Source organism: Alkalihalobacterium sp. TH-98 (assembly GCF_057473385.1).
In genome coordinates, this window is sequence record NZ_JBYCKM010000045.1 from 593,705 (window position 1) to 619,939 (window position 26,235).

General features: G+C 36.9%; 24 protein-coding genes. All 24 read left to right on the forward strand.

Going from position 1 to position 26,235, the window contains the following annotated elements:
- The first annotated feature begins 10 nt into the window (after window positions 1-10).
- The 24 genes from dapG to AC2VNP_RS18695 all read left to right on the forward strand — a co-directional run bounded on the left by dapG (window position 11) and on the right by AC2VNP_RS18695 (window position 26,202).
- A complete protein-coding gene (gene dapG / locus AC2VNP_RS18580; protein ID WP_486918751.1) occupies window positions 11-1,255 on the forward strand; it encodes an aspartate kinase in 1,245 nt (414 codons plus the stop codon).
- Window positions 1,256-1,282: 27 nt separating this feature from the next.
- Window positions 1,283-2,158 carry a 4-hydroxy-tetrahydrodipicolinate synthase gene (dapA, locus tag AC2VNP_RS18585; RefSeq protein WP_486918752.1) on the forward strand — a complete coding sequence of 292 codons (876 nt, stop codon included), beginning with the start codon at window positions 1,283-1,285 and terminating at the stop codon, window positions 2,156-2,158.
- A gap of 440 nt (window positions 2,159-2,598) precedes the next feature.
- Entirely contained in the window at window positions 2,599-4,266 is a 1,668-nt protein-coding gene (locus AC2VNP_RS18590; RefSeq protein WP_486918753.1) for a ribonuclease J, read from the forward strand.
- Window positions 4,267-4,468: 202 nt separating this feature from the next.
- The gene (locus AC2VNP_RS18595) at window positions 4,469-5,218 is read left to right on the forward strand and encodes a ClpP family protease (protein WP_486918754.1); all 750 of its coding nucleotides are present in this window, start codon (window positions 4,469-4,471) and stop codon (window positions 5,216-5,218) included.
- On the forward strand, window positions 5,215-5,436 hold the full coding sequence (locus tag AC2VNP_RS18600; protein ID WP_486918755.1) for a YlzJ-like family protein: 222 nt from the start codon (window positions 5,215-5,217) through the stop codon (window positions 5,434-5,436). The genes AC2VNP_RS18595 and AC2VNP_RS18600 overlap by 4 nt, the downstream gene beginning before the upstream one ends.
- A 179-nt stretch (window positions 5,437-5,615) precedes the next feature.
- Window positions 5,616-7,946 (forward strand): DNA translocase FtsK, encoded by a 2,331-nt coding sequence (locus AC2VNP_RS18605; RefSeq protein WP_486918756.1) that lies wholly within the window; start codon window positions 5,616-5,618, stop codon window positions 7,944-7,946.
- A gap of 25 nt (window positions 7,947-7,971) precedes the next feature.
- Complete coding sequence (locus tag AC2VNP_RS18610) at window positions 7,972-8,697, forward strand: GntR family transcriptional regulator (protein ID WP_486918757.1); 726 nt, start codon at window positions 7,972-7,974, stop codon at window positions 8,695-8,697.
- A gap of 46 nt (window positions 8,698-8,743) precedes the next feature.
- Window positions 8,744-10,033, forward strand: a complete 1,290-nt coding sequence (gene yfmF, locus AC2VNP_RS18615; protein WP_486918758.1) for an EF-P 5-aminopentanol modification-associated protein YfmF — start codon at window positions 8,744-8,746, stop codon at window positions 10,031-10,033.
- Window positions 10,030-11,331, forward strand: a complete 1,302-nt coding sequence (gene yfmH / locus AC2VNP_RS18620; RefSeq protein ID WP_486918759.1) for an EF-P 5-aminopentanol modification-associated protein YfmH — start codon at window positions 10,030-10,032, stop codon at window positions 11,329-11,331. Before yfmF ends, yfmH begins: the two co-directional genes overlap by 4 nt.
- Window positions 11,332-12,057 (forward strand): elongation factor P 5-aminopentanone reductase, encoded by a 726-nt coding sequence (gene ymfI, locus AC2VNP_RS18625; protein WP_486918760.1) that lies wholly within the window; start codon window positions 11,332-11,334, stop codon window positions 12,055-12,057. It begins immediately after the preceding gene.
- Between the two features lie 87 nt (window positions 12,058-12,144).
- Complete coding sequence (locus AC2VNP_RS18630) at window positions 12,145-12,396, forward strand: DUF3243 family protein (RefSeq protein ID WP_486918761.1); 252 nt, start codon at window positions 12,145-12,147, stop codon at window positions 12,394-12,396.
- A 329-nt stretch (window positions 12,397-12,725) separates the two neighbouring features.
- The gene (locus AC2VNP_RS18635; protein WP_275117530.1) at window positions 12,726-13,493 is read left to right on the forward strand and encodes a YmfK family protein; all 768 of its coding nucleotides are present in this window, start codon (window positions 12,726-12,728) and stop codon (window positions 13,491-13,493) included.
- Window positions 13,494-13,510: 17 nt separating this feature from the next.
- Window positions 13,511-14,392: a helix-turn-helix domain-containing protein gene (locus AC2VNP_RS18640; protein ID WP_486918762.1), complete on the forward strand. Its 882-nt coding sequence runs from the start codon at window positions 13,511-13,513 to the stop codon at window positions 14,390-14,392.
- A gap of 163 nt (window positions 14,393-14,555) precedes the next feature.
- Window positions 14,556-15,050, forward strand: a complete 495-nt coding sequence (locus AC2VNP_RS18645) for a YajQ family cyclic di-GMP-binding protein (protein WP_486918763.1) — start codon at window positions 14,556-14,558, stop codon at window positions 15,048-15,050.
- Between the two features lie 34 nt (window positions 15,051-15,084).
- Window positions 15,085-15,660, forward strand: a complete 576-nt coding sequence (pgsA, locus tag AC2VNP_RS18650) for a CDP-diacylglycerol--glycerol-3-phosphate 3-phosphatidyltransferase (RefSeq protein ID WP_418198803.1) — start codon at window positions 15,085-15,087, stop codon at window positions 15,658-15,660.
- A gap of 55 nt (window positions 15,661-15,715) precedes the next feature.
- Complete coding sequence (locus tag AC2VNP_RS18655; protein ID WP_486918764.1) at window positions 15,716-16,948, forward strand: competence/damage-inducible protein A; 1,233 nt, start codon at window positions 15,716-15,718, stop codon at window positions 16,946-16,948.
- Between the two features lie 16 nt (window positions 16,949-16,964).
- Window positions 16,965-18,560 carry a DEAD/DEAH box helicase gene (locus AC2VNP_RS18660; protein WP_486918765.1) on the forward strand — a complete coding sequence of 532 codons (1,596 nt, stop codon included), beginning with the start codon at window positions 16,965-16,967 and terminating at the stop codon, window positions 18,558-18,560.
- Window positions 18,561-18,917: 357 nt separating this feature from the next.
- Complete coding sequence (recA, locus tag AC2VNP_RS18665) at window positions 18,918-19,967, forward strand: recombinase RecA (protein ID WP_486918766.1); 1,050 nt, start codon at window positions 18,918-18,920, stop codon at window positions 19,965-19,967.
- Window positions 19,968-20,224: 257 nt separating this feature from the next.
- Window positions 20,225-21,220 (forward strand): metallophosphoesterase family protein, encoded by a 996-nt coding sequence (locus tag AC2VNP_RS18670; protein ID WP_486918767.1) that lies wholly within the window; start codon window positions 20,225-20,227, stop codon window positions 21,218-21,220.
- A complete protein-coding gene (locus tag AC2VNP_RS18675) occupies window positions 21,207-22,643 on the forward strand; it encodes an AAA family ATPase (protein ID WP_486918768.1) in 1,437 nt (478 codons plus the stop codon). The genes AC2VNP_RS18670 and AC2VNP_RS18675 overlap by 14 nt, the downstream gene beginning before the upstream one ends.
- 15 nt (window positions 22,644-22,658) lie before the next feature.
- On the forward strand, window positions 22,659-22,913 hold the full coding sequence (locus AC2VNP_RS18680) for a hypothetical protein (protein WP_486918769.1): 255 nt from the start codon (window positions 22,659-22,661) through the stop codon (window positions 22,911-22,913).
- On the forward strand, window positions 22,906-23,571 hold the full coding sequence (locus AC2VNP_RS18685; RefSeq protein ID WP_486918770.1) for an OLD family protein: 666 nt from the start codon (window positions 22,906-22,908) through the stop codon (window positions 23,569-23,571). The genes AC2VNP_RS18680 and AC2VNP_RS18685 overlap by 8 nt, the downstream gene beginning before the upstream one ends.
- 151 nt (window positions 23,572-23,722) lie before the next feature.
- The gene (gene rny / locus AC2VNP_RS18690; protein ID WP_486918771.1) at window positions 23,723-25,288 is read left to right on the forward strand and encodes a ribonuclease Y; all 1,566 of its coding nucleotides are present in this window, start codon (window positions 23,723-23,725) and stop codon (window positions 25,286-25,288) included.
- 119 nt (window positions 25,289-25,407) lie between these two features.
- A complete protein-coding gene (locus tag AC2VNP_RS18695) occupies window positions 25,408-26,202 on the forward strand; it encodes a TIGR00282 family metallophosphoesterase (protein WP_486918772.1) in 795 nt (264 codons plus the stop codon).
- Window positions 26,203-26,235 lie beyond the last annotated feature (33 nt).

The following is a 26,235-nucleotide window of genomic DNA, read 5'->3' on the forward strand; positions in this document are numbered from 1 at the left end:
TAGGTGTCCTATGAAGGTAATTGTTCAAAAGTTTGGTGGAACGTCTGTTAAGAATGACGAGGTGCGGCGATTAGCTGCACGTCATGTTCAAAGATCGGTAAATGATGGTTATAAAGTTATAGTTGTTGTGTCAGCGATGGGTCGCAGCGGCGATCCATATGCTACCGACACACTACTAAATCTTATAAACACTAAAACGGTGCCGAAAAGAGAACAAGATCTTCTTCTTTCTTGTGGAGAAGTCATTTCTTCGGTCGTATTTACAGATTTACTAAGTAGCTATGGTGTTCAGGCAACAGCAATGACCGGTGCTCAAGCTGGCTTTAGAACAAACGATGATTTTTCAAATGCAAAAATCTTAGAGATGAAATGTGAAAAGTTATTAAAGACACTTGAAAAAGTTGATGCAGTAGTTGTAGCAGGTTTTCAAGGTCAATCAAAAACGGGTGAGATCACAACTCTTGGCCGTGGCGGCAGCGACACGTCTGCAACAGCAATTGGAGCAGCCGTTTCCGCAGAATGGGTTGATATATTTACAGATGTAGAAGGTGTAATGACAGCAGACCCTCGTATTGTTGAGGGAGCTAGGCCATTATCGGTTGTTACGTATAATGAAATATGTAACATGGCTTATCAAGGGGCAAAAGTCATTCACCCTCGTGCAGTAGAAATTGCGATGCAGTCAAAAATACCTATTCATATTCGTTCAACTTATTCAGACAGTAAAGGAACGATCGTAACATCAACAGTAGGAGCCCAACAAGGTCAAGACGTTCAAGATCGACTAATTACAGGTATCGCTAACTTAGCTAAAGTGACACAAATTAAGGTGCTGGCTAAAGAAGGTCAATATGATCTTCAAGAAAAAGTGTTTAAAGCAATGGCAAGTGAAAAAATTAGTGTTGACTTTATTAATATCAATCCATTAGGTGTTGTTTATACAGTAATGGAAGAAGTTGCAGATCGAGCAATAGAAGTATTAGAACAAATGGGATATGAACCACAAGTTACGCGAGAATGTGCAAAAATTTCAGCAGTCGGGGCAGGAATGACAGGAGTTCCAGGGGTCACAGCAAAAATTGTTGCAGCACTTTCAAAAGAAAACATTCAAATCTTACAGTCAGCAGACTCACACACTACCATTTGGGTGCTTGTTAAAGGCGAAGATATGATTAAAGCAGTTAATGCTTTACATGACATGTTTCAGCTTGAGAAAGAAAGTATGTTTGAACCGAGCCGTTCATTGGAAGAATGATACTGTAATGTAGCTACAGTTAAGGAGATGAACAAAGTGAATTTTGGTCGGGTTTTAACAGCGATGGTGACTCCTTTTGATGAGAAGGGTGCTTTAGATCTTCACAAAACAGAATCACTTGTTGAATATCTTATTAACAATGGTTCTGACGGACTCGTTGTTGCAGGTACAACAGGTGAATCACCGACTTTGACGACAGATGAAAAGTTAGCTCTTTTTGATACTGTCGTAAAAACTGTTAATGGAAGAGTGCCAGTTATAGCAGGTACAGGATCGAATAATACTCGAGCTTCAATTGAACTAACAAAGGAGGCTGCATTACTCGGAATTAATGGAGTAATGGCAGTTACTCCTTACTATAATAAACCGTCACAAAAAGGCATGATTGAACATTTTAAAGCGATTGCCAATTCAACAACTTTACCAATCATGCTTTACAATATACCAGGTCGATCAGTAGTAAATATGACTGTGGATACAATTATTGAGCTATCCAAAGTAAAAAATATCGTCTCTGTTAAAGAAGCTAGCGGTGATTTAGACCAAATGGCTGCAATTATTGAGAAAACAGATCCTGATTTTACGTTGTATAGTGGTGATGACAGCTTAACATTACCGTCTATGGCAATTGGCGGTAACGGTGTTGTTTCGGTAGCTTCACATATTATTGGCAATGAAATGCAAGAAATCGTTCAATTGTTTCAGGCAGGTAGTGTTAGAGAGGCTGCTAAATTACATCGCAAATACCTTCCAATTATGAAAGCATTGTTTTTGACTCCAAATCCGACCAGTGTTAAGATGGCCCTCCGTAAAAAGGTAATTGATGTAGGCAGTGTGAGACTGCCACTGGTTCCCTTAACAAATGACGAAAAAGATACTTTATATCAATTTATAAACAGCTGAACCAAAGGTTCAGCTGTTTTATTGTTCCAATTTTTCTATATACATCTTGTTTTCTAATTGATATTTAAGTTATACTACAAACAAGTGATTAGTTCGGGTAAATTTTAATGGCAAATAGAATAACGCTTATGGCAGATGGCACGCCAACAATTTATAGGACACTAGAAAGAAACTTGTAATGATTAGTAACAGTAGTGATAAAAAGCAAAATTTTCAGGCTAACTTGCAACTATGTAGTTTAGAATGAACACGATAGATCCACCACTTATGTGATCTAGGTGTGTATTAATTGATTTTTAAGGAGTCTTCTGCCTCGACTACGACGAGTTATCATTGCAGTACGGTAGAATACCAGTGATTTTTCACAATATTTGTAAAGTTAGCCAAAATATTTTTATGAATAAGCATTTATTTTATTGTGCATTTAGGAGGAACATGATTTGTCAAAAGTAAATACAGAAAAGATTCGGGTTTTTGCCTTAGGGGGAGTCGGCGAGATAGGCAAAAATATGTATGTGGTAGAGGTCGAGGAAGATATTATCGTCATCGACTCTGGTTTAATGTTCCCAGATGATGATATGCTGGGTGTTGACATTGTTATACCAGATATATCTTACCTAGTTGAAAACGCTGACCGTGTCCGTGCCATTATTCTAACTCATGGTCATGAAGACCATATTGGTGGTTTGCCATATATATTACAAAAATTAAAAGTACCCGTTTATGGAACAAGATTAACCCTTGGATTAGTAGAGGCGAAACTTCGTGAAGCTGGAATATATAAATCAACAACATTAAAGTTAATTGATAATAATTCAGAAATTACGGTCGGCTCAACACCAGTTTCATTTTTCAGAACTAATCACAGTATCCCCGATTCAGTAGGGGTTGTCATAAAAACGAATTATGGTTCAATTGTACATACAGGGGATTTCAAATTTGATCAGACTCCTGTAGATGGAAAACATGCAGAGATTGGTAAGATGGCGGCACTCGGTGACGAAGGAGTTCTTTGCTTATTATCTGACAGCACAAATGCAGAACGACCTGGACACACTCTTTCTGAAACTGTTGTAGGACAAGGTATAGCTGACGTTTTTCAAAATACAATGAATAGAATTATTGTTACTACGTTTGCTTCCAATGTTCATCGAATTCAACAAGTTGTCAGTGCTGCAGCAAAGGCAAAGCGTAAAGTTGCAATCGTTGGCCGAAGTATGGAGAAAGTTATCTCAATTGCAAATGATCTTGGTTATTTAAATGCTCCAGATGAGTTATTTATAGATGTTGATCAAGTGAAGAACTATCGTCCAAACCAGGTAGCTATTATTACAACAGGCAGCCAAGGAGAACCAATGAGTGCTTTAACAAGAATGGCAAGAGGCGCACACCGACAAATTACACTATCAAGTGAAGATACTGTCATTATTGCAGCTTCTCCAATTCCAGGGAACGAGAAATCAGTTTCTAAAATTATAGATCAACTTTATCGAATTGGCGCAGACGTTGTCTATGGTCACACGAAAGTCCATGCGTCTGGACACGGTAGTGCAGAAGAGTTAAAATTAATGTTGAATCTCATGAAGCCGAAATATTTTGTCCCGATTCATGGTGAATATCGAATGCAAATTGCTCATCGGGATCTTGCAATTGAAGTAGGTATAAACCCTTCAAAAATTTTCCTTGTAGAAAAAGGGGAAGTTGTCGAGTTTCAAGATGGTGCAGGCAGAAAAGCTGGGAAAGTACCGTCTGGAAATGTATTAATCGACGGACTTGGTATCGGCGATGTTGGAAATATCGTATTACGTGATCGTCGCCTCTTATCAAAAGATGGTATCTTAGTTGTCGTTGTTACTTTAAATAAAACAAACGGCGAAATAATCTCAGGTCCTGATATTATTTCAAGAGGTTTTGTCTATGTAAGAGAATCAGAAAAGCTTCTTGATGAAGCAACAGGAATGGTTAAGCAAACTTTAGTAAAATGTGTAACTGAAAATGTCAATGAATGGTCTTCATTAAAAAGTAGCATTAGAGAAGTATTAAGTCGATATTTATTTGAGAAGACGAAACGTAGACCAATGATTTTACCAATTATTATGGAAGTTTAATAAAAAAGAAGCGGAGAGTTGTCCGCTTCTTTTTTTGATGGAGAAATTTACAATACTTAAAAATTAGGAATAATAATTTAATCTCTTAGTGATGATAAACTGTATGCATATTTTTAATGTCATTATCATGATGTTATTGGAATTATTCATCGTTATCACGACATACTAACATTAGATACATATATAAAGGAGGATCCTATAAATGACTGAGTCTAATCAACCACAACAACCCCAAGGTGATGAAAAGCCTGCACTAGATCCTAAATCGAGCATTGTAAATAAAATTCAAGAATTAGGTCAAACGAATGTTCCTGATATGGACGCTTCAAACATACATTGCATGACGATTGTTGGCCAAATTGAAGGTCACATGCAGTTACCACCTCAAAATAAAACAACGAAGTATGAGCATATCATTCCACAACTTGTAGCAACTGAACAAAATTCAAAGATAGAGGGAATGTTAGTTATTTTAAATACAGTTGGTGGAGATGTTGAAGCAGGATTGGCAATTTCTGAGATGATTGCTTCTATGTCAAAACCTACTGTAACACTTGTATTAGGAGGTGGCCATTCAATCGGTGTACCAATTGCAACAGCTTCAAATTACAGTTTTATTGCTGAAACAGCAACTATGACCATACACCCTGTGCGCTTAACTGGCCTAGTTATAGGTGTGCCGCAAACGTTTGAATACTTAGATAAAATGCAAGAAAGAGTCATTCGATTTGTTACGAAACATTCTTCTATTGATGAAGAGAAGTTTAAAGAGTTAATGTTTTCAAAAGGCAATTTAACACGTGACATAGGAACAAACGTAATTGGAACAGATGCTGTAGAGTATGGACTTATTAATGAAGTAGGCGGATTAAGTCAGGCATTAACGAAGCTTAACACTTTAATTGAAGAACGTAAAGCAGAGCATGCAGGCGGCGGTGATATTGTACAATGATCCTATATACGATGTTACCTGAAGAGATGATTTTTCCACAGGATGAAACGAGCTACGCAAAACAACAAACGATTCCTATCGAAGGTGGATTATTAGTCGTAGAAGATATTGGGGAGTCACAATATAAAGTGATTCGCCTCATAAGTAGTGACCCGAGCCATTACTTAAATGAAAACTATAGCCCCGGTCGAATTATTATGAGTAAACCTCAACTTTAATAATGAAGACAAGTTTTGCATTATGTTATAATCATAATACAAAACTGGTTGAAGCAGCCAATTTTGGCTGCTTTTCTTATTTTGAACGAATGTTAAATGGCCCTAACATAAAGATTTTAACTTTATGAGACAAGCACCATTGTAATTTCGTAAATTAAGTCGCAATTGAGGGTGAAATAATGTCAAAGAAAAGAAAAAAGAAAAAAACTGAATGGAAATCACAACTGACGTTTGAGCTGATAGGATTATCTTTATTTATTTTATCTATAATTACATTCGCAAAATTAGGCAGTGTAGGTGAAGTTATTGTTTATTTATTTCGCTTTTTTATTGGAGAATGGCATGTAGTACTAACGATTGCTTTATTTTTAACTTCACTGTATATCATTATTAAACGAAGTATACCATCCTTTTGGACGCGTCGCCTTGCAGGAATTTATTTGCTATTGTTTTCATTTATTTTATTGAGTCATGTCCGTTTATTTGAAGTATTAGCAACAAAGGAAGGCTTCGAAGATCCTTCTGTATTACGAAATACGTGGGAATTATTTTGGATGCAAGTACATCAAACTGCCCCTGTCAGTGATCTTGGCGGTGGTATGATTGGTGCACTTGGCTACGCTGCAACTCATTTTCTATTTGATGCACCAGGAACTTATTTAATTTCATTTTTTGGAATGATCGTTTCCATTTTATTAATTACAAATCAATCTTTATCAGATGTTATTAACCGTGTTCTTAGTAAAGCAAAACAAATCTTTGTAGTGACATTTAGTTTCTTTGAGAAATTAGTTCGTAGTTGGATCGATGAATTATCAGCCAAACTAACAGAACGAAAAGAAAAACAAAAAGAAAAGAAAGAGGTTGCAGTAGAGGAAGCACCTGAACAAATTGCTACACCTACTGAACCAGTTATCCATGATTTCACGAGTCAAGCCTATGAAGAAGAAACACCGGATCTTACTTTGCCTCTATCCGATGAAAAAATTGAAGGAAAGGGAAGTCCAAAGGATAAGGAAAATAATGATCAACAGGAAAAAGTGTCACCACAACCATTAATTATGTCTGAAATAGCGAACGAGGATTATTTATTACCTAGTTTAGAATTGCTGCATTTACCCAATAATAATGGACAACATATGGAAAAACGCCACATATCCGCAAATGCTAAGAAATTAGAACAAACACTTGATAGTTTTGGTGTCAAAGCGAAAGTAACAGAAGTTCACCTTGGACCAGCTGTTACAAAATATGAGGTACATCCAAGTGTAGGTGTGAAAGTAAGTAAAATAGTCAATTTAGCTGATGATTTAGCTCTAGCTTTAGCAGCAAAAGATATTCGAATTGAAGCACCTATCCCAGGAAAGTCGGCAATAGGAATAGAAGTTCCGAACAAAGAAGTCGCTCTTGTTACGTTAAGAGAAGTACTGGACTCACCAAAAAATAGACAAGAAGCACATCCGCTTTCAGTTGCTTTGGGCAGGGATATCTCAGGTGAACCGGTATTAGCACCGTTAAATAAAATGCCACACTTATTAGTCGCAGGTGCAACAGGTAGTGGAAAAAGTGTATGTATTAACGGAATTATTACAAGTTTACTAATGAAAGCGAAGCCCCACGAAGTTAAACTTATGATGATTGACCCTAAGATGGTTGAGTTAAACGTATATAATGGTATCCCACACTTATTGACACCGGTTGTAACAGAACCGAAAAAAGCTTCCCAAGCTTTAAAGAAAGTCGTTAGTGAGATGGAGCGGAGGTATGACTTATTCTCGCATTCTGGAACGAGAAATATCGAAGGATATAATGATTTAATTAAGAAACAAAATGAATCGGAAGACGCAAAACAGCCATTATTACCATACATTGTGGTCATCGTTGATGAATTAGCAGACTTAATGATGGTTGCGTCTGGAGATGTTGAGGATTCGATTACACGGTTGGCCCAGATGGCGCGTGCTGCCGGTATTCATATGATTATAGCGACACAACGACCTTCCGTTGATGTTATTACTGGGGTAATTAAAGCCAATATTCCTTCAAGAATAGCATTTGGAGTATCCTCTCAAACAGACTCGAGAACTATCCTAGACAGTGGAGGGGCAGAAAAGCTATTAGGACGAGGAGACATGCTTTACCTTCCAGTAGGAGCTACTAAACCGACACGTGTCCAAGGGGCATTCTTATCAGATGACGAAGTTGAATTAGTAGTTGATTTTGTAATAAGTCAACAACGGGCGCAATACCAAGAAGAAATGACACCCTCAGAAGAGCCGGAAATCGTTGCAGAAGTGGATGATGAATATTATCAACCAGCAGTTGATTTAGTCTTAGAAATGAACACAGCGTCTGTATCTATGCTGCAACGTAGATTTAGGATCGGTTATACAAGAGCAGCTAGACTTATTGACGAGATGGAAGCTAGAGGCATTGTAGGACCATATGAAGGAAGTAAACCAAGAGAAGTATTAGTTACAAAATCTACAGAAGAAGCATCAGCACAATAATTGTTGGGGTTAAGGAGTGGGGAGAATGATTAAAGCTGATAGTCGTCCATTGTATTTACAAGTAATTGATAAAATAAAAGACGATATAGATCAACAAGTCTTTAAAGAAGGTGAGAAATTACCTTCAGAATTCGAGTTATCCAAGCAGTTAGGTATAAGTAGAGCAACTTTAAGAGAAGCTTTGCGAATACTTGAGGATGAGGGTGTCGTGTTAAGAAGGCATGGCGTTGGCACTTTTGTTCATTCAAAGCCGTTGTTTTCTTCGGGAATTGAGGAGTTATATAGTGTAACAGATATGATTGCTAATGCTAATAAAGAGCCCGGTACGATCTTTTTATCTTCTTATGTTGAAGAAGCTACAGAAGATGATCGAGTAAGTTTTGATGAAGAAAAGATGGAGAATTGTGTTGTCATTGAAAGGGTTCGAACAGCAGATGATGAACCCGTAGTATATTGTCTAGACCGAATTCCCGAAGAGATACTTGGGAAACATTCAATACATGAAATTAGTTCCATTTTCAACTTTTTAGAGTCGATTGGTCATAGCATTTCATATGCAGTTACAACGATAGCACCTGTTGGATACCACGAAACGATCTCACCGATTTTAAATTGTGAGCCTGAGACCTCTTTGTTGTTATTAAAACAAATGCATTATGATGAGTTAGATCAACCGATCCTTTTTTCATTAAATTATTTTAGAGCTGATAAATTCAAGTTTAAAGTAGTAAGAAAGCGAATAAAAGCATAACCTATGGCTAAGTAGGAAGTATATTCTAAAGCAGGGAGTGACTCGGATGAACCAACTGCAGGAAATTCATAGTGAATTGAATGGTATGCATTTACATATGGTAAATACGCCAAAGTATAAAACGACTACACTCGTTATTTTACTAAAGGCTCCGTTACAAGCAGAAACAGTTACAAAAAGAGCATTAATACCACATATCCTTCAAAGTGGAACTACACAATCACCAACAAGAAAAGAGTTAAGAAACCGCTTAGATGAACTTTATGGTGCTAATCTTTCTGTAGATGTCCAGAAGAAAGGTGAAGAACACGTTATCGGAATTCGAATGGATATTGCGAATGAAAAATTTTTAAAAGACACTACACCGTTGTTGGAAAATGCTGTTCAACTACTGGCAGAGGTGTTATTGCAACCGATACAAGAAAATGGTCAGTTTAAATCCTCTATTGTCGAAAGTGAAAAGCGCTCGCTGAGACAACGTATAAAGTCTGTTTATGATGACAAGATGCGCTATGCAAATATGCGTATAACTGAGGAAATGTGTAAAGGGGAACCATTTGCATTATCGGTACACGGTGATGCAAAACAAATTGATGCAATTAATGAAAAAGATCTTTTTGCATACTATCAACAGTTATTAAAAGAAGACAAAATTGACCTGTATATTATCGGTGATATTAATTCAGATGAAGTAAAGGACAAAGTCCAAAAGTATTTCAAGTTGCCTGAAGGCCGTACGAATACGGGAATTGAGGTAGAAACAACCCAAAAAGAAGTAACAGAAGTGAATACTGTATTTGATGAGCAAGATGTCAAACAAGGAAAACTTCATATGGGGTATCGCACCTACACGACTTATAAAGATGACGGTTACTATGCACTTCAAGTTTTCAATGGTTTATTTGGAGGCTTTTCTCACTCTAAATTATTTATAAATGTTCGTGAAAAAGCGAGCTTAGCATATTACGCTGCATCGCGTTATGAAAGTCATAAAGGAATAATTATGGTCATGTCAGGTATTGAATTTGAAAATTACGATAAAGCAGTTTCAATTATAAATGAGCAAATGGAGAATATGAAAAAAGGAGAATTTACAGAAGCTGAGTTAGATCAAACAAAAGCTATGATTAATAATCAGTTGTTAGAAACGGCCGATACGGCAAGGGGATACACTGAACTTTTATATCATAATGTAATAGCTAAGCAAGATCGGTCTCTTGAAGACTGGATTTCAGGAATTAATGGTGTTAAGAAAGAAGATGTTGTAGCTATTGCGAATCAAATCAAGTTAGATACCATCTATTTCCTTAAAGGAAAGGAGGGGGCGACAGCATGAAAGAAATCCAATTCGATCAACTAAAAGAAACACTTTACTATGAAAAATTAGATAATGGTCTTGATGTATATGTCCTTCCGAAAAAAGGATTTAATAAAACATATGCTACGTTTACTACGAAATATGGTTCGATTGACAATCATTTTATTCCACTTGGATCGAAAGAAGCGCTTGTTGTTCCAGACGGAATTGCTCATTTCTTAGAGCACAAAATGTTTGAAGATGAGCATGGAGATGTTTTTCAGGATTTCAGTAAACAAGGTGCACAAGCAAATGCATTTACAAGTTTTACTCGAACTGCTTATTTGTTCTCAAGTACTGCTAATGTAAATCAAAATCTTGAAACACTACTTAACTTTGTTCAACACCCTTATTTTACAGAAGAAAGTGTTGAGAAGGAAAAAGGAATTATCGGCCAAGAAATTAATATGTATGATGATAACCCTGACTGGCGTGTATATTTTGGTGTCATTGAAAATATGTATGAGCACCACCCTGTAAAAATTGACATAGCAGGAACAATTCCTTCGATTTCTAAAATAACAAAGGATTTATTATATCAATGTTATGAGACATTCTATCACCCAAGTAATATGTTAATGTTTGTGGTAGGACCTGTTGAACCAAGTGAAATTTTACAACTCATAAAAGAAAATCAACAGAAAAAGACGTTTAAAGAACCTGAACAAATTCAGCGGTTCTTCCCGGCAGAAGGTGCGGAAGTTGCTAAGAAGAAAAATGTCATTACAATGAGTGTTCAAACCCCAAAATGTCTTGTTGGTTTTAAGGAAGGAGATCCAACGAAACAAGGAACAGACTTACTTGAACATGAGCTTGGCATGAATATTTTACTTGATTTAATGTTTGGTCAAAGCTCATCTAATTATCAGGAGCTTTATGATGCAGGGTTAATCGATGATACCTTCTCATTTGATTATTCTGCTGAATATGGTTTTGGATTTACAATTCTCGGTGGAGATACAAAGTACCCAGACCGATTAGCAGATAAGATTAAAGAAATGGTGGAAGGTTTTATTTCTAGCTCATTAAATGAGTCAGAAGTTGAGCGAGCAAAAAAGAAAAAAATCGGATCATTCTTAAGATCGTTAAATTCACCTGAATATATTGCTAATCAATTTACACGTTATCAATTTAATGATATGAACTTGTTTGATGTAGTGTCAACGTTAGAAAAAATTGATGCAGAAACATTAACAACCATCATGAAAGAACATTTTAACATGGATCGATTTACAGTTTGTCAGGTGAAACCTGAAGGCTATACGGAGGAAAGTTAATTGAAACAAACTTGCTTAATTACAGGGGCAAGTGGAGACATTGGAGCAGCCATTGCAGAAAAAATGGCTGCTCGTGGTTTTTCTCTTTACTTGCATTATTTTAAGAATGAAAAAGGTATCCAAAAGACAGCCGACATTTGCCGTACTTTTGGAGTGAACGTTAATATTGTTAATGCGGATTTATCCGAATATGGGTCGGCCAATTCTTTAATCGATCAAATTACTGAACCGATTGATGTATTAATACATAACAGTGGTTCTTCTTATTTCGGTTTGTTGACGGATATGGAAGACGTAGAAATTGAAAGGAGCATTCAACTACATTTAACTACACCCATTCAAATAACGAAGGCTTTATTACCTCCAATGATTCGAAAACAAAGTGGGTCAGTTATTGTTATTTCGTCGATCTGGGGTTTAACAGGAGCGTCGTGTGAAGTCGTTTATTCAGCAGTAAAAGGCGGGTTAAATTCTTTTGTAAAGGCTTTAGCAAAAGAATTAGGTCCCACTGCTATTCGAGTAAATGGGGTGGCGCCGGGAGCCATAAAAACGAAAATGCTCACTTCATTTACAGAAAAGGAATTAGAGCTTCTTGAAGAGGATATACCGATGGGAAGATTAGGAACACCAGCAGAAGTTGCGAATGTGGTTTCTTTTTTAAGTTCCAATGAGGCAAGTTATATTAATGGTCAAATTTTATCTGTTAATGGTGCTTGGTATTGTTAACTTCTTTTTTTTGACACATTCATTTTGCATAAATTCCCTTCGTTCATGAAAAACTATGATTGAACTTAATATTAAGGAGGGATTCATGTGTCAGTATTAGATAATTGGGATCAGTGGAAAGACTTTTTAGGTGATCGTCTCAACCAAGCGCAACAGGAAGGGATGAGCCAATCCGTTATCTCTGATGTTGCTTATCAAGTTGGGGAATACTTAGCACAACAAGTTGAGCCTAAAAACGAACAAGAACGTATTTTAGCCGATTTATGGAAGGTAGCAGATGAGCAAGAACAACACGCTATCGCTAATATGATGGTTAAGCTTGTTCAAAACAATCATTAATATAAAAGTGCTGCATTAATGTGCAGCACTTTTTCATTAGGTACTATTTACCAAGTAAATAAAAAGTCTTTGAAAAAATATGGCAAAAAAATATATATTATTTTGTTACGATGTGAAAAACTATGAGACCAATAGAAATCACTTGTTTATTCGACAACTAATAGCGTAAAATGATAATATACAGATTAAAATGGTAAATGTTTCTTAAGAATGAATTGAATTTTAAGTCGAACTATTCTTAAATATTGCTCGATTTTTTTCATAAATTTAAGTAGTATAGATATTTTAATGCTTATTAAAGAAATGGAGAAGAAGGAGGGGGGACTGAAATGAAAGAGTGGTACTTAGAATATCAAATACATAAGAATCGTCCAGGTTTGCTTGGTGATATCGCATCATTGCTAGGAATGCTTTCTATAAATATTGTTACAATTAATGGGGTTGAAGATAAGCGGCGGGGGATGCTTATTCGCAGTACATGTGACGATCAAATTGAAAGGTTTCATTCCATTCTTAATACAATTGACAATATTACCGTGATCAAACTTCGTGAACCACATTTACGAGACCGAATGGCTATTCGGCATGGGCGTTATATTGAACGTGATGCAGATGATAAGAAGACATTTCGCTTTGTTCGAAACGAACTAGGCTTACTCGTTGACTTTATGGCGGAGTTAATGAAGAAAAACGAACATTCATTAATCGGGATCCGTGGGATGCCGCGTGTCGGAAAGACAGAGTCTGTTGTAGCTGCAAGTGTTTGTGCTAATAAGCGTTGGTCATTCATTTCATCTACTCTACTTAGACAAACTGTTAGAAGTCAGTTAGCAGATGATGAATTAGGAGAAAACCACATTTATATTATTGATGGAATTGTCTCTACTATGAGAGCGACAGAAAAACACAGGATCTTAGTCAATGATGTAATGAGGTTACCAGCCGTAAAAGTTATTGAGCATCCTGATATATTTGTTAGAGAAACAGAATTTACGTTAGATGATTTTGATACAATTATTGAGTTGCGAAATGATGAAACAGAGGAGATTTCTTATGATGTGGTCGAATCTGGTTTTTCATCTTTCGATATTAGTTAAGTTGGTAGGTGTTTTCATTGTCTGAATTAGGCCAAAGATTAAGAGAAGCAAGAGAACTGAAGAATATTAACCTAGATGATTTACAGAAGACAACGAAGATTCAAAAACGCTATCTTCTAGCTATTGAAGAAGGTAATTTTGATGCGCTGCCAGGTAAATTTTATGCTCGTGCATTTGTTAAAAACTACGCGGAAGCAGTCGGACTAGACTCAGAACAAATTTTTCAAGAGTTTGGCAATGAACTACCTAATCCGCACAAAGAAGGATCTGAATTACCTTCAAGGCGTACTACCCGAGCCCAAAAAACACCACCTGCGCCTAAGAAGAAATCAAAAGGATATTCCATCTTTCCGGCGTTAGTTGCTGGGCTCCTTATTATTGTTGTATTTGCAGGCGCATGGATTTTTGCGCAATATAATTCACAAGATAGCGCTGAAGGGGTTGTTCCAGAGGAACAAGATGATAGGTTCGAAGGAGAGATTAGTGAAGAAATCCCAACGGTTCCTGATGAAGAAGAGGAAGAAGTAGCACCAGTGGAAGAAGAAAACGCCGCTGCTGAAGAAGAGGTTGAGGAACAAACACAAGTATTTTCACAAACTGATGTGTCAGGAAATCATAGCTATTATATTTTAGATGGAACTGATACATTTGAAGCAAAACTTGTGGCTACAGGGCGAAGTTATGTTGGGATTGCGAATGCGAAAGGAAATTCCTTCTTTACTGGTGAAGTTAAAGATGGCGATGAGTTAGATTATGATTTTAGTGCTGAAGAGGAAATTACATTTAATCTTGGTGCATCTAATAATGTTCAATTAATCATAAACGAAGAGCCTTTTGAACTGCCACTCGAGGTTATCCACCAAAAGGTAACGATTACTTTTGCTCCAGCAAATGAATAGTACTTTAGCGAAGAGTGAGTGCTTACTCTTCGCTTTCTTCTGGTTTATCCTGAAGAATATAACAATGTTAACAACAATTTCTCAATTTGGTACAACGTATGATACAATAAGAGTTAAGTTGACGTGAGAGTATACTTTTCGAAGGAAGAAAGGATGTTTCATTATGGCTAAAGAGCACTCTTTTGATATTGTTTCAGAAATAAATATACAAGAAGTAGATAATGCAATACAACAAGCGATAAAAGAAATTCAAACACGTTATGATTTTAAAGGCTCTAAAAGCTCAATTGAACGAACAGCCGATGATAAAATAACGTTAATTTCGGATGATGAATACAAATTAGAAAGTGTTATTGATGTCCTAAAAGGAAAATTCATCAAACGTGGTCTTTCGCAAAAGTCTATGGATTTTGGCAAGATAGAAAAAGCTTCCGGTGGAACAGTTCGGCAATTGATAACATTAGTTTCTGGAATTAGTTCTGAACGTGCCAAGGAGGTTACTAAATTAATTAGAGACTCTAAGTTAAAGGTAAAAGCACAAATTCAAAATGAGCAAATTCGAGTGACTGCTAAAAGCATAGATGATTTACAGGAGGTCATTCAATTAGTAAAGTCTAAAGATTTGGAGTTCCCTGTGCAATTCGTCAATATGCGCTAAATTTTATGAAAAGCTTAAGTTAGGGAGGATCTTTGTGAACGTACCAAATCAAATTACAATATCAAGAATTTGTCTCATCCCCATATTTATGATCTTTTTAATCGTTCCAATGGAATTCGGAAATTTATCTTTACTTGGTACAGTAGTCCCAGTTTCACACTTTATTGCAGCAATCATTTTTATTATTGCAGCAGCTACGGATTGGTTAGATGGTTATTACGCTAGAAAGTATAAGCTTGTTACGAATTTAGGTAAATTTTTAGATCCGTTAGCCGATAAATTATTAATTACAGCAGCACTCATTTCATTGGTTGAATTACAGATGGCCCCTGCATGGATGGTCATTGTTATTTTAAGCCGCGAATTTGCTGTAACTGGTGTAAGGCTTGTCGCAGCAGCCGATGGTTCAGTAATAGCTGCCAGCCCATTAGGAAAGATTAAAACAGTCTTTCAAATTATTGCAATTTCTGCATTGATGTTACATAATTTTCCGTTTGAACCAATAGGCTTCCCATTTGCTATGTTAATGTTATGGGTTGCAACTATTTTAACCATCGTCTCAGGGATCGATTATTTTATGAAAAATAAACATATTTTTTTGAAGGCTTAACTTAGATACTTTGCGTGATCATGTCAACTATATCTATTCGAACTGAGGTGCATGAATGAACAGCGAAATTATTGCTGTAGGTTCTGAGCTCTTACTTGGACAAATCGCAAATACCAATGGTCAATTTCTATCGCAGCAATTAGCTCCACTAGGAGTTAACGTTTATTATCATACCGTAGTAGGTGATAATAAGCTGCGTTTGCAAGAAGCCGTCATTCAAGCAAAAAAGAGAGCAAACCTAATCATCATTACAGGAGGGTTAGGTCCTACAAAGGATGATTTAACAAAGGAAGCGGTTGCAGAACTGTTAGAACGTGAATTAATCTATCATCAACCGTCATTACAGCAGATTGAATTATATTTTCAAAATAGTAAGAGGGCTATGACTGAGAATAACAAAAAGCAAGCTTTAGTTATTGAAGGAGCTACAGTCCTGAATAATGATCATGGTATGGCCCCAGGAATGGCCGTCTTTGAAGACGGTGTCTATTATATGTTGTTGCCTGGACCGCCAAATGAATTAAAACCGATGTTTACTACATATGGCGAAAGTTATTTACTTGATAATTTAAACGAACAATCAGTTATTCACTCTAGAGTTCTTCGTTTTTTTGGAATTGGTGAGGCAAAATTAGAAGAAGTTTTACTAGATTTAATTGAAGCTCAAAGTAACCCTACCATTGCACCATTAGCAGCTGAAGGTGAAGTAACACTGCGTTTAACTGCTAAACATGAAGATCAAATAAAGGCTGTTGAATTATTAGATGAATTAGAAGCTAAAATTCAAGCTAGAGTGGGTAAGTATTTCTATGGTTATGATAATACATCTCTTATGCAAGAGGTAGTAAATACTTTACGAGCAAAGAATTATAAAATAGCATCGGCTGAAAGCTTAACGGGTGGATTGTTCAGTCGGCAACTTACAGATTATTCGGGGATATCTGAAGTCTTTTCGAGTGGAGTTGTAAGTTATTCCTCGGAAATGAAGGAAAAAATCCTCTCAGTGTCTAAAAATACATTAGCAGAGTATGGTGCGGTCAGTAGTGAATGTGCAATTGAAATGGCACAAGGTGTTAAGAAATTATGTGAAGCTGATATAGGAATTAGTTTTACAGGTGTAGCAGGGCCAAATCAACATGAGGGTAAGGAAGTTGGTACTGTTATTATTGGTGTTGCTCTACCAAGTGGCGAGTCGAAATCATTTGAATTAAACTTAGCGGGAACTCGCGGACAAATAAGAGAAAGAACTGTAAAATATGGCTGCTATTACTTGCTGAAAGAATTATAAAGGTGGAATTATAGAAATGAGTTATTTCAAAGATTTTAATATTACAGAACAAGTAAAAAAAGCAATCTATGATATGGGGTTTGAAGAGCCGTCTCCAATTCAAGAAAAAGCAATCCCTGTCATTTTATCGGGTGAAGATGTCATCGGACAAGCGCAAACGGGAACTGGTAAGACAGCTGCTTTTGGTATTCCAGTAGTTGATAAAGTTACAGAAGACCGCTATGTTCAAGCGCTTATTTTAACGCCAACACGTGAATTAGCTATTCAAGTTTCAGGTGAGTTGCAAAAGTTAACGAAGTACAAAAAAATTCGTACATTGCCAATTTACGGCGGGCAATCGATTTCTCACCAAATTAGAGCATTAAAACAAGGAGTTCAGGTTGTAATTGGTACACCTGGACGACTTACAGACCATATTCGAAGACAAACACTGAGCTTGGATAAAGTACATACCGTAGTACTAGATGAAGCTGACGAGATGCTAGATATGGGGTTTATTGAAGATATTGAAGCAATTTTAAAACAAGTCAACCGAGAGCGACAAACGCTTTTATTTTCAGCGACTATGCCCCCTCCAATCAAGAAGTTGTCATATAAGTACATGAAAAAACCACAGCTTGTTGCAATCAGTAAAGGTGAAGTTACAGCTCCATCAATCAACCAAGTATACTATAAAGTGCTCGAACGTAATAAATTAGATTCATTGTGCCGTATTATAGATAGTGAAGAAATTGATCTTGGAATCATCTTCTGTCGAACAAAAAAAGGTGTATCTGAGCTAACGGAAGCCCTGCAAGCGAGAGGATATATTGCTGATGGCTTACATGGAGACTTAACGCAATCACAACGTGATAATGTAATGAAAAAGTTCCGAGATTCAACTATTGAGTTTTTAATTGCAACCGATGTAGCTGCTCGTGGAATTGATGTTGACAATGTTACCCACGTTATTAACTACGATATTCCGCAAGACCCTGAGAGTTATGTACATCGCATTGGTAGAACTGGTCGTGCAGGAAGAAAAGGATTAGCGTTAACTTTAGTTACTCCTCGTGAAATGAAACATCTACGTTCGATTGAAGATGAGATTAAGATGCCAATTCCATCTGAAAATGTACCAACATTTGCTGAAGTCATTGAAAAACAGCAAGAGACGTGGAAAAAGCAAATAGAAACTGCTATGAATGATGATAAAGACAGTGAATGGTTTGCACCGTTAGTCCATGATCTCCTTAACACGTATCCAGCAGAAAAGATCGTCACAGCTTTACTGAAACGAAATTTCCTTAGTGATAATACGCTCGATGATGATGGCTATAACTTTGGTGAAACTGGTGGAGCTAAAGGTATGGTTCGCTTCTTTATTAATGTTGGAAAAAACGTAAATATGAGTCCGAAAATATTAATTGAAGAGATTTCTGAACTTGTTGGTATTCCTGGAAAAGCTGTGGGGCGTATCGATATCTTTGATAAATTCACATTCGTTGAAGTTCCTGAAGAAGTAGCACCATTTGTTTATGAAGCTCTGCGCTATTCACGAATAAATGGAGCTCGAGTTAATTTAGAACCTGCAAAACCACGTCCAAAACGTGAAAAACGTCCGTTAAAGTGATAATATAGAAATGTAAATGTAGTGTCTGTGCTCCTCGCATTGTATAATAAAGTGTAGATGATCGGTGTAGCACCGATCATCGTAGAGGTGCCTGACACTAGTTAATTAAGCAAACCTTTCCAAAACTCCCCTTCTCCTTTTAAAATTTCCAATTGTAAATATCTTATAAAAAACGAATAAATGTTCGTAAAATCTATTGGCAAAACCTAAAAAAAAAGTTATCATAGGTAAAGACATATGAGATATGTTATACGTGCTACATGTTCTTCAGTTTATTTACGACCGATATGTACGTATTAAAAATTAAAACCTATAATTTGTAGAAAAATATTTTCATATATTTGAGGAGATGACGTAATGAGTGATAGAAAAGCCGCATTAGATATGGCGTTAAGACAAATTGAAAAGCAATTTGGTAAAGGTTCTATTATGAAAATGGGTGAGCAAACTGAAACGCGAGTATCAACGGTTTCAAGTGGTGCGTTAGCATTAGATATCGCACTTGGTGTAGGTGGATATCCTCGTGGAAGAATTATTGAAGTGTACGGCCCTGAGTCATCTGGTAAAACAACAGTTGCATTACATGCAATTGCTGAAGTACAACGTCAAGGTGGACAAGCTGCTTTTATTGATGCTGAGCATGCACTTGATCCTGTTTATGCTAAGAATTTAGGTGTAAATATTGATGAATTACTACTATCGCAACCAGATACAGGAGAGCAAGCATTAGAAATAGCGGAAGCGCTAGTTCGAAGTGGTGCTGTTGATATCATTGTTATTGATAGTGTTGCAGCCCTTGTACCAAAGGCTGAGATTGAAGGAGAAATGGGAGACAGTCACGTTGGTTTACAGGCAAGACTTATGTCTCAAGCACTTCGTAAGTTAGGTGGTGCAATCAATAAATCAAAGACACTTGCCATCTTTATTAACCAAATCCGTGAAAAAGTTGGAGTTATGTTTGGAAACCCAGAGACAACACCAGGGGGACGTGCACTAAAGTTCTATTCTTCGGTTCGTTTGGAGGTTAGACGTGCTGAAACTTTGAAGCAAGGTAACGACATGGTCGGTAATAAGACGAAAATTAAAGTTGTTAAAAATAAAGTAGCTCCTCCATTCAAAGTAGCGGAAGTAGATATTATGTATGGTGAAGGAATTTCAAGAGAAGGTTCTATCCTAGATATTGGGGCAGAGTTAGATATTGTGCAAAAGAGTGGAGCATGGTACTCATTTAATGAAGAACGACTAGGCCAAGGTCGTGAAAATGCAAAGCAATTCTTAAAAGAGAATGTAGACTTGACAGCAGAAATTGAACAACTAATTCGTGCACACTATGGACTTGATGGTGAGATTACAGTTGAGGCACCTAGTGAGAGTGAATTCGAAGACTTACCATTAGATTTAAAATAAGTAAAAATAGAAATGGTGCAGGAATACGCCTAATAAAATTGCTCTTTTATTAGGTGTATTCGTCATCGAGAAAAAAATACAGCATTTAGGTAGAGGATGACTCAACGCTAAGTGTCAGGCACTCCAACTACAAAATATAGTTTGCTTAGCACGAATGGGCAAGGATATTTTGCTGTGAGAAGTGTAGACGCTAATGAGTTATCCTCTTATTCTATTTAATTAAGAGTACAAAGCTTGTAGGGAAGGGAGGTAGTCCATTGAAGTTCTTATACTTTACTGATACTCATATTCGTGGAACAACACCTAAAAATCGGTTAGATTCTTTTGTAGATACGTTAAAAATGAAACTTGTTGAAATCATGGAAGTAAGTAATCGAGAGAATGTGGATGTTTTGCTTCATGGTGGGGATGTCTTTGATCGACCAGATTTATCCCCAAATGTGGTTGGACAATTTGCACAAATCTTCCGCAAAGCCAACGCTCCAATTTATGCGATTTCTGGAAATCATGATACGTATGGACATAACCCGGAAACGATATCTAGGACGATGCTTGGCTTGTTACACGCGTTTGGTATCATAACTGTGATCTCCCCTGAAGATCCTTTAGTGATTGAAAAAAACGATGTTAAAGTTCAAATTTCAGGACAACCATATCATTACGATATCGATCAACGTGATGCAAAGCTTGACTATTATCCTGATAATCAATCTGGAGCGGATATACTTGTCCATCTCGTTCATAGTATGCTCGTAGAAAAAGCACTTCCTGATGGCATCCCCTACACGATGATTGATCATATTTGGGGAACAACAGCGGACATTATTCTTACTGGGCATTTTCATGGTGGTTTTGGAATTAAGGAGAGAAATGGAAAATATATATGCAACCCAGGAGCAATTGCTCGAGTAAACAACCATTGGTCTGAAATGAACCGTATCCCAAAAGTCATCATCGGAACAATATCTCAAGATAATATAAAACTAACAGAAATTCCTCTTACATGTGCCTTAAAAGGTGAGGAAGTATTAGATCGCAGTTTCCTAGAAAAGGCTGTTCACCAAGAAGAAAAGTTAAATTCATTTATTCAACAAGTGAAAGAGCAATCGGATTTTCAAACAGTTAACATGAAACAGATCATCACGCAAATTGCTTCGATGTCAAACGTAGATGATAAGGTAAAGACCGAAGCATTAAGAAGAATTGAAGTCATTGAAGAATTATGGAAAGGTGGAGACCATGAATTGGATTAAAGAAGTACGCTTAGAAAACTTTCAGTCCCACCTTGATACGATTATAGAATTCTCCAAAGGACTTAATGTGATTGTCGGCCAATCGGATAGTGGAAAGACAGCTATTTTACGTGGTATCCGGTGGGTTTTATTTAATCAACCAAGAGGAACTGACTTTATGAGAGTTAGTAGTGATTTTGTTCGTGTAACTCTAACGTTTGCCAATGAAGTTAGTATTATAAGAGAAAGAACGAGTTCGAAAAACGGTTACATTATAAAAAAAATTGAAAAAGAAGATCTCGTTTTAGAAGGGTTTGGTATACATGTTCCCCAAGAAGTTCTTGATGCTCATCAAATTTATCCATTGAGAATTGACCGGGATATGGAATTATTACTGAATGTTTCCCAACAATTGGACGGGCCTTTTCTACTCGAACAGACAGCTTCTGTAAGAGCAAAGACGATCGGCAGAATTAGTGGTGCACACTATATTGATATGGCTGTTAGAGATACTACAAAAGATGTTGCAAAACTCCAACAAAAGACGAAACACGTAGAAGCGGAAGTCAATATACTAAGGGAGAAAATTGAACCCTATCAGTTTTTAGATCATGCGGGGACAATGCTCGACCAATCTGAGCAAAAGTACAGGGATCTCAAATGGAAAGATGAAAAACTTTCCAAACTAGAAAACTTACAGTATAGCTTGCATGATTTATCAATAAGTGAAGAAACTGTAAAAAGACATCTTTCTGTTCTTAAAGGGATAGATGAGTGGGAGCGGTCTTTAGAAAGGCTGCAATTTATACAGGAAAAGAAGCGCTCATTTCAACTGAAACGGAGTCAAATAGCAGAAATTAGAAAAACGATAGATACATGTAATCTTTGGCTTCAAAAAACGAATAGCGTAGATGTTGCCAATAACAATGTGACTGCTATTGTACAAAAATGTAATCGATTAATTCAACTCAATCATTTGAAGGGAAGTTCTAATCGCTTGAAACGTAGTTTACTAGACGTACAAACGACGATAAGTAAAACTGCTTTCGCAACTCTTTCTGAAGAACAAAAAGTACAGAAGTTACTCCAAAAAGTAAAAAAAGCAAGCGAGCTCAAACGTCATGAGCAAAGCTATAAATCATGGAACAACCAAATGATTAGCATGAAGAGAACAATTGAGCGTTTAGAAGAAGCAACTATGAATGGAGAAAAATATAAAGAATTACAATCTAGCATTCAACGACTAGAATCTTATAAACTTTTACTAGACAAGCTCCAAGATGTAAACAAACGATTGAAAGACGGAACAACTTTTATTGCAAAGAAAAAGCAAGAAGAGTTGCAGTTACGAACTAATTATGAGAAATGCTTGCTAGAAAAAGGGGAATGTCCAACTTGCGGCGGGCAATTAAATCGTTCAGCAATTAAACAATTATTATTATGACGGTGGGTGAAAAACGTGAAACATGTTGAACATGAACTAACAAAGATCAAAGAAGCAATCGATAAAGCAAAAGATATGCGATATCGAGCTGAGGCAAAACTAGAAGAATTAGAAAACCAACAAAAACGATTGTTAAATGAATTAGAAGAGCTTGGTGTCAAGCCGGAAAACTTAGAAGCAGAAATAAAAAAGCTTGAAGAAGAAATTGAAAGAGGGTTAGCAGAAACGAAAGCTATGATACCTAGGGAATTGATGGGAAAAAATGAGTAAATTCGAAAAAGCATTTAACGAATTAGAGCAGGATTTACATCAATCTCAAAATGAGTGGGTTCGTCTTGATGCTGAGCGAAAATTATTAACGGAGCAATTAGAAGAGAAATTAAATGCATTGGATCAGTTCTATGAAACAAAAGATACGTATGAAAAAGTAAGAGTATTATTACAACAGTCTGCAGAATATGCTCGGGAGCAGGCCAAACAGCAAATTGAAAGTTTAGTAACGAATGCATTACAGTTTATTTTTGGCCCCCTCTTTGAATTTCAAATTGAAATAGAAGAACAAGGAAATAAGCCTGTTGCCGAATTTTACGTCGTGTCTGATTATGAGGGAATTAAAGTTAAAACAAAGCCACAAGAAGCACGAGGCGGCGGTGTAGTAGATATTGTTACACTAGCATTACGTGTCGCTCTTATTGAAACGACACAACCGAAAATGGATGGTCCGATCCTGCTAGACGAGCCGGGGAAGCATGTTTCAGGAGAGTATGTTTTGTACCTTTATGAATTCCTTAAGTCGATTAGTACGATGTTTGATCGACAAATTATTATGATCACTCACAACCAACATTTGGCACAGTCCGGTGACCGAGCTTATTATGTAGATATTCGTGATGGAATTAGTGAAGTTAATCGAACTGACAATGCTTGACAACAAAATTATCCAACTATACAATTAAGGAGAATACGGCATTTTAAATGTCATGTTTCCTTCATGAGGTGTGTAAGTTAACGCACGATAATTAACGAATGATAATATGACTTTTGGAACCAACAATTAGATAGCAAGAGGAGGTGACTACATGGATAACGTCTTAATCATCTCCATTTTGCTTGTTGTCTCTGCAGGTGTTGGTGCAGTTGTTGGATATCTTGTTAGAAAATCCATTGCTGAAGCGAAAATTTCTAGTGCGGAACATGCTGCCAAACAGATTGTTGAAGATGGTAAACGAGAAGCTGAAGCTAGTAAGAAGGAAGCCGTTCTTGAAGCTAAGGACGAGGTTCATAAACTTCGCATAGAAGCTGAGCGTGACATTCGTGAACGTAGAAATGAGATTCAAAAACAAGAGAATCGTTTGGTTCAAAAAGAAGAGATCCTTGACCGTAAAAGTGAAACTCTAGATAAGAAAGAGGAATCATTAGAAAAGAGAGAGGAGTCTCTCGCCAAAAAACAACGACATATTGAAGAGATGGATAGCAAAGTGGAGGAAATCTTGAATAAGCAGAAAACTGAGCTCGAACGGATTTCTGGACTATCTCGAGATGAAGCAAAAGAAGCTATTCGACGTGAAGTTGAGCAAGACCTTACCCATGAAATGGCAGTGTTAGTCAAAGATCGATTAACACAAGCGAAAGAAGAAGCTGATAAGAAAGCGAGAGAAATTCTATCGTTAGCTATTCAAAGGTGCTCAGCAGACCATGTTGCAGAAACAACGGTTTCTGTGGTAAGTCTTCCCAATGATGAAATGAAAGGTCGCATCATAGGAAGGGAAGGTCGTAATATTCGCGCTTTAGAGACGCTTACAGGTATTGATCTAATTATCGATGATACTCCTGAAGCAGTAATCTTATCAGGCTTTGATCCGATTCGAAGAGAAATAGCCCGAACAGCGTTAGAGAAACTTGTTCAAGATGGACGAATTCATCCAGCTCGTATTGAAGAAATGGTAGATAAATCTCGTCGCGAGGTTGATGAGGCGATCCGTGAATACGGTGAACAAGCAACCTTTGAAATGGGAATTCATGGCTTACATCCAGACCTTATTAAAATATTAGGTCGATTAAAGTTTAGAACGAGTTATGGTCAAAATGTCTTGAAGCACTCGATGGAAGTGGCTTACTTGGCTGGACTGATGGCTGCTGAACTTGGTGAAGATGTTCAACTTGCTCGTCGTGCTGGCTTACTCCATGATATTGGAAAAGCAATAGATCACGAAGTAGAAGGAAGCCACGTTGAAATTGGTGTAGAGCTTGCTACGAAATACAAGGAACATCCAGTTGTAATTAATAGTATCGCATCACACCATGGTGATACCGAACCAACTTCAATTATTGCTACACTCGTTGCTGCAGCTGATGCGTTAAGTGCAGCGCGACCTGGTGCTAGACGAGAAACTCTAGAAACGTATATACGTCGATTAGAGAAACTTGAAGAGATATCAGAGTCTTTCGAAGGTGTTGAAAAGACTTATGCAATTCAAGCTGGACGAGAAGTTAGAATAATGGTAAAACCTGATATTGTTGATGATGCACAAGCCTACAAGCTGGCTCGTGATATCACAAAGAAAATTGAAGAAGATCTCGATTACCCAGGTCATATTCGTGTTACCGTAATACGTGAAACCAGGGCAGTTGAGTACGCAAAATAAAGTGGTGAAAACCACTTTATTTTTTTTGGAAGATTAACTAAATACTTGTCATAGGTAATTATTTATAGATATGATTGTATATATACATTGTAAGTAAGTTTGTAGAAAAGAGGCACGAAATGAAGATATTATTTGTTGGAGATGTAGTCGGTTCTCCCGGTAGAGCCATGGTTAAAGAATACTTACCGAAATTGAAAAAAAAATACCGTCCACAAATTTCGATTATAAACGGTGAAAATGCTGCAGGTGGCAAAGGTATTACCCAGAAAATATATAAAAGTTTCCTTGACGCTGGCGCTCAAGCAGTGACATTAGGTAACCACTCATGGGATAATCGTGAAATCTTTGAATTTATTGATGACGCAAAAACTTTAGTACGTCCTGCCAATTATCCAGATGGAACCCCAGGACAGGGCTATACCATCGTTAAAATTAATAGCATCGAAGTCGTAGTAATTAACTTAATGGGAAGAACATTCCTTCCACCAAACGACTGTCCTTTCCGTAAAGTTGACGAGATATTAGAGCAAGTAAAAGCTAGAACACCATATATATTTGTTGATTTTCATGCAGAAGCTACGAGTGAGAAGCAAGCAATGGGTTGGTATTTAGATGGCAGAGTAACAGCTGTCGTAGGAACACACACACATGTACAAACGGCTGACCAACGAGTATTACCAAAGGGTACAGCTTATATTACAGATGTCGGAATGACAGGACCGTATGACGGTATATTAGGGATGGACCGTTCAGCAGTATTAAACAAATTCTTGACCAATCTACCTGTACGATTTGAAGTTGCTGCTGGCAGGGACCAATTAAATGCTGTCGTAATTACTGTGGATGAAAAAAGTGGTCGAGCAAAATCGATCGAACGTGTATTAATCAACGAGGATTCTCCATTCTTCGAATAAAAACTGCGAGAATATTTCGAAAATACCTCCTTA